Source organism: Bacillus cereus group sp. Bce041, assembly GCF_052646455.1.
The window spans coordinates 1-10,865 of sequence record NZ_JBQXON010000038.1 but is presented as its reverse complement, the minus strand read 5'-3'; the positions used below and the strand labels follow the sequence as shown (position 1 = coordinate 10,865).

The following is a 10,865-nucleotide window of genomic DNA, read 5'->3' as shown; positions in this document are numbered from 1 at the left end:
GGGATAATGCACCTTTTTCCCCATACGAAAAACACCTCCATTAAAATCATAACTGATACTTACGATTTAGAGAGGTGTTTTTTATCGTCTCATTCTCAGGGTTCACTCCATACAGAAAGGATGGCGTTTTGTATGACTCTATCGATTCAAGATGAGTTTCATTTATTCGCTGAAGAATTACAGCGATATCTATCCCCAAGCATCCTTCAACAGCTCGCACAGGAGACGGGTTTCGTAAAACGTAAAAGTAAATATGGCGCACGTGATTTGGCCGCTTTATGTATTTGGATTAGTCAACACGTAGCAAGCGATTCTCTTACTCGATTATGTAGTCAGCTTTATACAAATACAGCTACATTCATGAGCCCAGAAGGACTGAATCAACGCTTTAATCCAGCAGCTGTCGCATTTCTTCGAGAAGTGTTTACTTCCCTTCTCACACAAAAACTCTGTTCAAATCACTCACTTTCTGCACATATAATCTCTACTTTTAATCGTATCCGTATTCTAGATGCAACAGTGTTTCAACTACCTGATCAATTCGCTACTGACTATCAAGGTTCAGGTGGGAGTAGTAATAAGGCAGGCGTGAAAATCCAATTAGAATACGATTTACTTAGTGGTCAATTTCTTAACGTGCAGCTTGGGCCAGGAAAGAATAATGATAAAACATATGGTACCATCTGCCTTGAAACCGTAGAAGCAGGCAATTTGTGTTCACGTGATCTTGGTTACTTCGATTTAGGAGACTTACAAACCATTCATGATAAAGAGGCTTACTATATCTCTCGGTTGAAGCTGAATACACGCATTTATACTAAGAACCCTGAACCCGAATACTTCAACAATGGTAAGGTAAAAAAGCAGACAGAATACATCCAGCTTGATATGACACAAATGATGTCTGATCTAATCCCTGGTGAAACGATAGAAATCCCTGAGGCATACATTGGCCAAAATCAGAAACTTCCAGCACGTGTTATTATCCATCGTTTAACCGATGATCAAACGAAAACACGTCTGAAAAACCAAGCGATACGTGAAAAGAAGAAAGGCATTGTCATGAAGGATAAAAGTAAACGTTTAATGGGCATGAATGTGTATATCACGAACACGTCGCTAGAAGACGTACCGACGAACTACGTGCATTCATTATATTCACTTCGTTGGCAGATTGAAATTTTGTTTAAAACGTGGAAGTCATTCTTTGAAATTGATAAATGTCAAAATATAAAAAGAGAACGCCTAGAGTGCCATTTATATGGACAACTCATCAGCATTCTCCTCTGTTCTTCTACGATGTTTCAAATACGTCAGCTTCTGCTTGAAAAGAAAAAGCAGGAGCTGAGTGAATACAAAGCGATTTATATGATTAAAGATTACTTTCCATTACTGTTTCAAGCGATAGCCGTTGGCACAGAAGAACTTTTAAAAATTCTACATCGCCTTTATCAGCTGCTCAAAAAAAAACGGTCGTAAATGTCATAGGTATAAGAAGATGACCGTCTTTGATATTCTAGGGATTGTGTATAAAACGGCGGTGAAGCATAGACAAGCTGCCTAGCGAAAAAATCGCGTTTTAATAGGCTTCTTTAGCATGCCTACTTTTCTATCACTTACTAGTTTTGAAACAAGAATCATTTCGTACCTATTAAATTACTTGGTTAGCTTGATGGGCATGTGATGGTACCCCCAAACGAAAAATTTACTTATCTGCATCAGCTCAGTTTATACAACTAGCGGTTTATTCTTTGATAGTTGTTGTACTTCTGTTTGAATATAAATAAAATAAGTCCCACTTATCCAAAAACACCCCTGATTTCCATTATGTATAGGAAATTAAGGGCATTTTTCAGTATATAAAACTTCAACATTAATAATAAGTTTTCTTTTAAAGTATAGATGGTTAAACAGATGAAAAACTTCGATTGTTATATTTCCCCTTATTTCTTAAATAAAGGTGCTATTTTATCAATTTGATTTGTCCAAATTCCACCTGTATAATCGTCAGGAAGGCGTTTTATATCTTCAGATGAGTCAAATCCACTTGAAAATCCAAACCCATTTCCTCCTACAACGATAACTCGAGTATCTGCTTTATCCATTCGATTAAGAAAACGATTTGGCCATCCCCAAAGCCAAGGAGCTACTTTGTCTGGTATATGTAACTCTCCATGCTTCAGGCTTGAAGGTATGTAGCCAGTCCACCCTAATACCATATAAGTAATAAGATCTTTTTTCATGGTCGCTTTTGACATTGTTCGTAAACTAGGGATGCGCTCTTTTATCGCAGCAATTGGTTTATCGCCACCATATATAGTTAGTTGATCAAGGCGTTTCGCTGGTAATTTCTTAAGGTGAGCAGCCAATTGGATTCCTTCATTTTTATCATCACTTTTAATATGAATAAGAAAAGAACGATCTGGAAAATGGTTAAGTACTTCATCAAGTGTTGGCATAAGATTAATCCCTTTACCACGAAACGGGAATGTTTTACCTCCATCAGCTGTATAACCGTAACCAATATCAAGTGCTTGTAATTCTTTTGTTGTAAAATCTCTTGTAACGCCTTTACCATTAGTACGGCAATCAAGCGTCCAGTCATGAAAAATAACAAAATTGTTATCTTTAGTTGGTTGAACATCAAACTCTACTAGATCAGCTCCAGTTTGAAATGCAGCTTCCATAGATGGAATTGTATTTTCTAAATAAGAATGTTCAGGTTTATTTATATGTTCTGCTGTACATGTATCGCTCTCAATCTCTTCCATGCTAAATGTTTGCGAAAGTCCTCGGTGAGCAAGAAGAAGAGGAGTTTCATCGTCCCTCTTAGCAAAAAAAGAACTGTTATTTACATAAACAAATACGAATAGGATAAGGATTATCCAAATCGTTTTACGTTTCAATAACCTTTTTAGTTTGTTCATTGTATGCTCCTCTTAAATTTTGGTTGAAATGCCTTAAACAATTTTCAGCATTTAAATACTGGTAAATATTAAAGCCTATCTTATTTTTTCGCAATGGATATAATTGTTAATTAAAAGCTGGTACTATGATATAAAACGGGAGCAATAGAAATCAATTTAATAACCACTCAACCTTCAATAAGAGTAGTTTTGAAAGATTTCTATGAGAATTTAATATAAATGGGTATTTGTAATATCCTATTATTTAAGATTCAATTTACTATATGTATATAATTATCTGACAGCACCTTAATCACCTTATTGAAGGATTAGAGGCCGTCTAAATAAAACTGGATAATAAATTAACATCATACCTACAAATGAGCAAACCAAATAAAAAATAGCCTCGTATTTTATTACTAGAGAAATATTATTATCAAACTTTTTTTCATCTCTTCTATATAACATTTTGAATAATACTCTATATAATAAATACCCAATAATTGCTCCCAGGGTGTTCATAGATAAATCATCAATATCTGTAATTCTATTATCTAGCAATTGACCTAACTCAATAGCCAATGAAAAACCGAATCCAGCATAGGCAGTACTTTTCATTCTTCTAAACTGCGGCCAAATAGTCGGCAATAAAAAACCTAATGGCATAAACAGTAAAATGTTTAAGACATAAGTAGTCATACCTTCAGAAGCAAATGGAATCAAGTTAATTTGATTTGCACGAATTAATGTTTCGTATCTACCTATGTCCCATATAGTCCCTATCTGCGTCACCTTATACACTAGTGAAAGGTAGAATAGAAAAACATACACCCATAGAAAATGCTGAATAGATATATTTTTTTTCGTTTTAAAATAAAATCCAATTTGAAACATTATACAAAAAATAATAGTAAAAAAATAAGTATATAAATAATTAATCAAAACTCCTGAATGCATTTAAAATCTCCTAACTTTACATTGTAATCTATAACTTTGTCATTTTAGAATATAATTCAAGAACGGGTGGTCATAATCACCCCACCCATATCTTTTACAGGTATTTCACAAAATTCGTTCAATGGTTTTTCAACGTCAATTGTTTTGCTTTGAAAAAAGGGATAATATGACATCGTATATTTTCCCCCTCAATACTTGCTGAAATGCTCTCTTCTTCTTTTAAATAATCCAGGTATTCTTCCAAGGCTAAATTCATTTTTTGCATAATCGTACTGTGAGGCAAACCGGCATAGCGAATATGCCAAGGTTCATATTGAATACCTGTAACATCCGTTTTATCCGAAGGATAGCGTGAGATAAAGCTGTATTTCCAAGCATTTTTTTCTATCCACTTCCCTTCAAGTGCTCGGTCCATTTGCGTTAAGCCTGATCCTATATCAAGTGATAAACCTGAATTATGTTCACTATAACCTGCTGGTAAGGCATAATCAGCCCCCATCTCATGGTAAACTCCACTTTGCTCATCAAAGTCACGATAACCACTATTAATAAAAAATTGATTAACACCTTCCTTTACAGCATTATTAATCATCTCTGAAAATTTTTTACTATTTATTTTGATAGATAAATATTCGTATTAAGCAACCCGCATCCAATTATCAATTCATTATGTTTAGATAAATTTACGATATCTGATTTCACACTCTCTTGGCGAATAGGATATTTACTGTTAATTAAGAGCAGATTCCCTTGATAGATGTGTTCTTTCAATCTCTTTCTTTTGAATAATTGAGGTAGTCCCTGTATTATCTATGTTATCTTTGTAATTTTGATCATATTTTTGAACCTCTACTTTATTCTGAAAAAACAGTGCTTTATTCATGAAAGCAAAACCTAAGAAAAATAACAATAAAAAAACACCACTTCTTCATTTTCAGCTTCCTCCTTAGGTAAATGACTTGATGATAATGTCACGCTGATTCAAACGCTGAAGATTTCGGATATGAAACTCTTAACGATTACTTTCTGCAAAGCGATGCTATATCTAGATGTGTATACTCTGTTCAGTGGTGTGTTGAGGAACATCCAAAACAGCCGATTGCTCATTTGACACAATTCGCTAAAAGGAAAAAAATATTTATGTCACTCTTTCTCTAAACATGTGAGCTATTTTAATCACGCATAAATTATCATATCTTTCTTTGACGAAACAAAAAAGCTCGTTCTTATGGTTTAAGTCTACCGCATAAGAACGAGCCATTTTTTAATATTAAATTGTTAATTTCCTAAGAAAAAGTAGAGATGACCTTAAGATTTTCTTAAGAAACAATGATTATTTTCTAAGAATTCCCTTTATCAACCAAGCCTTGGAAGGCTGGAAGCTCTACCGTGAACGTCGTAGAGTTATCATTACTTTCCGCGTAAATTTGTCCGCCATGCTGAACAATGATTTCTTTTGCAATCGCCAATCCAAGTCCCGCGCCGCCCGTATCAGAAGAACGGGCATCATCCAATCTGTAGAACTTTTCAAATATGGTAGCGAGTTTATCTTTCGGGATGTTTCCGACGTTCTCGAAAACGATGGATACCACATCCTCGGAGAGACCCGCCGTAATGTCAATAACGCTGTCGTCTTCGCTGTATGCAGCGGCGTTTTTCAAAATATTGTTAAAGACCCTCGCTAGCTTATCAGGGTCACCAAATACGGTCAAATCTTCAGAAGCATGGAGTACCACCTGTTTCCCCTTCGCAGCAAGCTGGGGATAAAATTCATCAGTCATTTGCACTAGCATATAGTATAGGTCTATGTGCTTTTTCGTGAGCGTAATCGTTTGAAGGTTATATCGCGTAATCTCAAAAAACTCGTCGATTAGCTGTTCCAGGCGATACGCTTTGTCTAACGTGATATGCACGTACTTTGCCTTTTGCTCTCTTGGCATGTCTGGTGCCTCGTCAAGCAGGATCAGATAACCGATAACTGATGTAAGAGGCGTTTTAATATCGTGTGCCAAGTACATAACAACTTCATTTTTCCTTTGTTCGGCCACCTTTGCATCATGCTCTCGCTTTTCAAGGGTTCGCTTTAATGTGTTGAGCTTCTGTTCCATGAACTCCATTTCCGCAGAAAGCTCAATTTGTTTATCTTCGTTCTGAATAAGTATATCAATACCGTTATTTATCTCTTCAAAGTATTTTACAAATTTTAAAAGCATAACTCGGCATAGAATCAGAATACTAATGGCAACCGCCACATAAATAAAAATTTCTATATTGTTCCGTATAGTATACTGATATATTATCATTGCGTCCCAACGCTCTAAATGATAACTGTTTTCCAAAAAACGTACGATCCACTCCCCCAGTGTCCCTTGGATAAATAGACGCACAAACAGCACAAATACAACTGCTGCCATGACAATCGTAAGGATATATTGGTAGAGTTTTCGTTTTAATTTTGAATAATCGATTTTTTTATTCTTATTTTTATTTTTCAATTTTATAGCCGATCCCCCATACCGTTTTTATATACTTCGGATTATCAACCGTGTCATTCATCTTTTCTCGCAGATGTCGGATATGCACGGTGATAGTGTTATTGCTCTTGCTGAAATATTCGTCACCCCATATCTCATGAAACAGCTGCTCAGAGCTAACCACATTCCCCTTGTTTTCACAGAGGATACGCAGGATTGAAAACTCGGTGGGAGTGAGAGATAACGGCTTCTCGTTCAGAGAACACTCATGCGTGCTTATATTAATGACAAGACCAGAGTGAACGATAACATTCTCGTTCTGTGCCGTTACTCCATTGTATTTTTTATATCGGCGTAACTGCGCCTTGACTCGCGCAATTAACTCTAGTGGGCGAAAGGGTTTTGTAATATAATCGTCCGCACCAATTGTTAGGCCTGTAATTTTATCTACTTCCGTATCTTTCGCCGTCAACATGATAATTGGATAGGTGTGCTTGTCCCTTATTTTTTGACAGATAGTGAGACCACTTACGTCGGGAAGCATGATATCCAATATTGCAAGGTCAAGCACATTCTTATCTATACATTCCAATGCTTCTTTGGCGGTATAGTATTTGAAAACCGTATAATTCTCGTTTTTCAAATATAGCTCAACCAAATCCGCAATTTCGCATTCATCTTCCACAATAAGTACTTTATCACTCATGGTTACCAATCCTCCTCTATGGATGTGCTTTTTTTCAATTGGAATCTTTTCTGAATAACGAGCCTATCATACCTATTACACCAAGTAAAGTCATATTGCTGTATATAGACACAGTCGGTTACACAAAATAGATTTTCGGATTTACTCATTTATTAGGATTTAATTTTACGCCAAGAATAAGAGATCCATCAGACTCAAAATTATTTACAATAGATAAAGCAAATGAGTATCCAAAACTAGAAGGAGGTCCCGTCCTATCCATATCAACCTAACAAAACAAGGTCCCTTCCTAAAATGAAAAAATATACTAATCTTTCTGTAGAATTATAGGAAAAGATGGAGTTTTATTATGGATTTTCCGATTCTTGAAGAACTTCAACTAATTGCTGAAGAATTACAACGACATATGTGTTCCTATGTTCTAGAGCACTTAGCTAAAGAAATGGGATTTGTTCATCGAAAGAGTAAATATCAAGTAAAGGAATTAGTTGCTTTATATGTAAGGCTTAACCTACAGGTTGTAAGTACATCACTCACACAATTATGTAGCTGTCTTGAAGTATCTACAGTTGTTCTTATCAGCCATGAAGGGCTTAACCAACGATTTAATGCTTCCGCAGTACAAGTTTCTTGAACAAGTTCTAGCTAACCTTCTAACTCAAAGAATTCATTCAACACAAGAAATAATTCATCAATACACCACGACCTTTAAGCACATTCGGATTCTAGAGTCTACAACATTTCAGTTTCCAGATAAGTTTTCTTTACATTATCAAGGCGCGGGGGGAAGTATCCATACGGCAGGAGTTAAAATTCAATTAGAGTATGACTTATTGAGTGGGAATTTCCTGCACGTTTATGTAGGAGAAGGAAGAGAAAATGATAAAACCTTTGGTTCAACAAGCCTACAAACCATTCGACCAAAAGACTTGTATATTAGAGATTTAGGCTATTTTGAATTACATGATTTACAGAATATCTGAAAGACACTCGTATACGAGTGTCTTTTCTTTATGCAAAAAAATATTTTCAAACAAAAAACCCTTTATAAAAGAACACAAGTTCGTATATAATAAGAACAAACGTTCTTTTTATTTAAGGAGGAATAACAGTGTATGACTATTCTATCTTACCGAATAGAATCATCTTATGTGTGGATTTACGAAGCTTTTACGCTTCAGTAAGTTGCATCAAAATGGGGTTAGATCCTATGTATACAAAATTGGCAGTAGTCGGTGATGTAAATAGAAACGGTTCAATTGTTCTAGCTGCCACTTCACCATTAAAAGCATTAGGTGTAAAAAGGATGGCCAGATTATACGAGATTCCTCGCAGAAAAGACATTCTTGTTGTAAATCCAATTATGGGTACTTACATAAATTGCTCGAATTACATAACAAAGCTAGCTTTACAGTACGTTCCTATTGAGGATTTTCACCAATATTCCATCGACGAGTTCTTCATGGATATTACGGATAGTATTCATTTATTTGCTAATGATCCCTATGAGTTTGCGTTGAAATTTAAACGTGAAATATATGTGAAAACACGGATCGAATGCACAATAGGAATTGGCCCTAACCCTTTAATGAGCAAAGTAGCTTTAGATATTGAAGCAAAGAAGAATCAAAACGGCATTGCTTATTGGAAATATGAAGATGTCCCAACAAAATTGTGGAGCATACGACCGCTCAATACATTTTGGGGTATTTCGTACAAAACGGAAGAAAAGTTGAATCGAAAAGGAATACATTCTATAGGAGATTTAGCCAATTACCCTCTTAAATACTTAAAACAGAGCTTCGGTAAGATTGGCGAAGAATTACACTTACATAGCTACGGAATTGACTTTAGTCGCATTTCAGAAAAATATGTTCCTGCCACAACTTCTGTTGGGAAAAGCCAAATACTCATGCGCGATTACACAATAGAGGAATTTCCGATTATTCTACTGGAACATATTGAAGAAGTTTGTTATCGGCTTAGAAGACAAAATAAACTTGCTCAAACCGTTCAATTTTCAGTTGGTTATAGCAAGAGTTATAACGGTGGTATTAGAAAAACACATACTTTAAGTCGTCCAACTAACCTAACAATGGATATTTATAAGATCTGTACATACTTTTTACATCAGCAATATACTGGAGAACCCATTCGCAGCATAAACATATCCTTAACAAACCTCCTTCAAGAAGGAGAAGAACAAATTTCTCTTTTTGATAACATAACGCAGCGGGAACAAGAAGTAAAATTAACAAAAGTAATGGATGAAATACGCACAAAGTTTGGGAAGAACAGTATATTGCGGGGAATTTCCTACACGCATAGCGCCACAGCTAGATACAGAAATACACTAATTGGAGGACACAAATCATGAATAACGCTAATATGCCAAAAGGAAGAAAAATGATAAAGTGGACTCCGTTCGCTGCATTAACATCTCAATTTGATGGGATACGTGAAATGATTAAGGAACAAAACAAAGTAACCCGTCCGATCTTAACAACTGAGGAAAAAGAACGAATTGAAAACATGCTATTATGTTCCTTAGTATCTGAAGAGGAAATAATGATTACATATTATGAGGATGGTTATTTACTCACTAGTTATATGACCGTTGTTGATATCGATCCTTCAAATAGAGCTGTTATATGTACGGATGCTTTTTATAATAAGATAAAACTACAATTTTCTAATATAATAGATGTAAAATAGAATGAATTAATGTAATCACGTTTGGATTATTAAAAAGGAGTGTAAAAATGCAAGGAAATCAGTTAAGAAAGAACGCCGCAGGAGCAATTATTCATAATAATATTAATAGATATCCCATTCTAAATATACCTATGATTATTAATAAGAAAGATGGGATCATTTATGAGGTGTTAAACGCTGGTTTTCAAGCTAATGATGCAGTAGCAATGATAACAACGGATGGTTTTGCTACAACCAGGGTAAATGCACCGATCGTAACAGCAAAAAACAATGATGGTAGCCTTCAAATATACCGCTTACCGTTAGAACTTGAATATTGGGTGATTTCTTGTATGCATGCTGCTTCAGAAGGAAAAAATCCATTCCCCTGTAAAGTCGCTTTTGGAATTATAGACACAAAATTTTTTGCGGAATTCAAATGAAAAGGTCTGTTTATTCAGCAGACCTCTCATCAATTATAGCTATATACCTTTTTGTTTGTATTCGATGTTATTAACGAAACTTAGGGAAGGTATATACGGTGCCCGTAGAATTGTAATGTCTTGATTTAACAGAGATACATATTGATTAATCAAAGTCATGCATTTGCATGGCTTTTTTGTTATTGATTCTGGTTTTACATTGTAGGCGTACGGAAACGATTCGAGGTATGAGGGGGCCACTATGAAAGAAAACCTAATTGATACAATAAAAACCGTAGAAATTAAATATTTCCACGGTTTTTATTTTTACCTAAGATCCTTTTAATTATTTTACAACAATATAGAACTTACCTGGCATTTCATTTTGTGCATCTTGAAATATTTTTAAAATTAAATCCGCATAAGGTCCTAACATTTTTTGAGTACTCTCGAAAAATTCCCATTCTATTGTTATAGGAAGACCTTTGAACTACCCCCACTTTCACTTCGTTTAGAAGTGAGGGATTCCTAAGTAAAGAGTTCTATCGAACTCTAATTGATTAGGCTAACCCCGCAGTCCTTGCGGTTAGAAGCTTTATCGCTTCATTCTTTAGATTGATACTTGCGTTAATATCCCTATCATGGTGTGTACAACAAGAAGGACAGTCCCATTCACGTAGGTTTAGATTTTTAACGTCTTTATTTT

At 35.2% G+C, this 10,865-nt stretch carries 9 protein-coding genes and 4 pseudogenes; 6 read left to right on the top strand and 7 right to left on the bottom strand.

The genetic code is table 11. From position 1 onward, the window contains the following. Nucleotides 1-132: 132 nt before the first annotated feature. Nucleotides 133-1,564 (top strand): annotated as a pseudogene (locus tag ACUN13_RS31940) (IS4 family transposase). Between the two features lie 379 nt (nucleotides 1,565-1,943). On the opposite strand, the gene ACUN13_RS31935 reads toward ACUN13_RS31940, so the two are convergent. From ACUN13_RS31935 to vanR-A, 5 genes and pseudogenes are all read right to left on the bottom strand, one after another. Beyond that, nucleotides 1,944-2,927: a glycerophosphodiester phosphodiesterase family protein gene (locus tag ACUN13_RS31935; protein WP_445424198.1), complete on the bottom strand. Its 984-nt coding sequence runs from the start codon at nucleotides 2,925-2,927 to the stop codon at nucleotides 1,944-1,946. Nucleotides 2,928-3,224: 297 nt separating this feature from the next. Further along, nucleotides 3,225-3,863: a VanZ family protein gene (locus ACUN13_RS31930; protein ID WP_000555587.1), complete on the bottom strand. Its 639-nt coding sequence runs from the start codon at nucleotides 3,861-3,863 to the stop codon at nucleotides 3,225-3,227. A gap of 56 nt (nucleotides 3,864-3,919) precedes the next feature. Next, a pseudogene (gene vanY / locus ACUN13_RS31925) lies at nucleotides 3,920-4,795 on the bottom strand (VanY-A/VanY-F/VanY-M family D-Ala-D-Ala carboxypeptidase). A gap of 408 nt (nucleotides 4,796-5,203) precedes the next feature. Beyond that, nucleotides 5,204-6,358 (bottom strand): vancomycin resistance histidine kinase VanS, encoded by a 1,155-nt coding sequence (vanS, locus tag ACUN13_RS31920; protein ID WP_061661695.1) that lies wholly within the window; start codon nucleotides 6,356-6,358, stop codon nucleotides 5,204-5,206. Then, nucleotides 6,348-7,043: a vancomycin resistance response regulator transcription factor VanR-A gene (gene vanR-A, locus ACUN13_RS31915; protein WP_168455144.1), complete on the bottom strand. Its 696-nt coding sequence runs from the start codon at nucleotides 7,041-7,043 to the stop codon at nucleotides 6,348-6,350. The genes vanS and vanR-A overlap by 11 nt, the downstream gene beginning before the upstream one ends. Nucleotides 7,044-7,174: 131 nt before the next feature. Here vanR-A and ACUN13_RS31910 point away from each other — a divergent pair, with 131 nt between their 5' ends. From ACUN13_RS31910 to ACUN13_RS31890, 5 genes and pseudogenes are all read left to right on the top strand, one after another. Continuing rightward, the gene (locus ACUN13_RS31910) at nucleotides 7,175-7,315 is read left to right on the top strand and encodes a Tn3 family transposase (protein ID WP_130067921.1); all 141 of its coding nucleotides are present in this window, start codon (nucleotides 7,175-7,177) and stop codon (nucleotides 7,313-7,315) included. A 77-nt stretch (nucleotides 7,316-7,392) separates the two neighbouring features. Next, nucleotides 7,393-8,023: pseudogene (locus tag ACUN13_RS31905) on the top strand (IS4 family transposase); the annotation flags it as partial. A 131-nt stretch (nucleotides 8,024-8,154) separates the two neighbouring features. Continuing rightward, complete coding sequence (locus tag ACUN13_RS31900) at nucleotides 8,155-9,420, top strand: Y-family DNA polymerase (RefSeq protein WP_438906436.1); 1,266 nt, start codon at nucleotides 8,155-8,157, stop codon at nucleotides 9,418-9,420. Next, nucleotides 9,417-9,758, top strand: coding sequence for a YolD-like family protein (locus tag ACUN13_RS31895; protein WP_438906437.1), 342 nt, complete (start codon nucleotides 9,417-9,419; stop codon nucleotides 9,756-9,758). The genes ACUN13_RS31900 and ACUN13_RS31895 overlap by 4 nt, the downstream gene beginning before the upstream one ends. A gap of 47 nt (nucleotides 9,759-9,805) precedes the next feature. Next, entirely contained in the window at nucleotides 9,806-10,180 is a 375-nt protein-coding gene (locus tag ACUN13_RS31890; RefSeq protein ID WP_001161905.1) for a hypothetical protein, read from the top strand. A 325-nt stretch (nucleotides 10,181-10,505) separates the two neighbouring features. Here the strand turns inward: ACUN13_RS31890 and ACUN13_RS31885 are convergent. Together ACUN13_RS31885 and ACUN13_RS31880 are read right to left on the bottom strand one after the other, a co-directional pair. Continuing rightward, nucleotides 10,506-10,640, bottom strand: a pseudogene (locus ACUN13_RS31885) (barstar family protein); the annotation flags it as partial. A gap of 79 nt (nucleotides 10,641-10,719) precedes the next feature. Then, a partial coding sequence (locus tag ACUN13_RS31880) for a zinc ribbon domain-containing protein (RefSeq protein WP_440018627.1) occupies nucleotides 10,720-10,865 on the bottom strand: 146 nt, incomplete at its 5' end.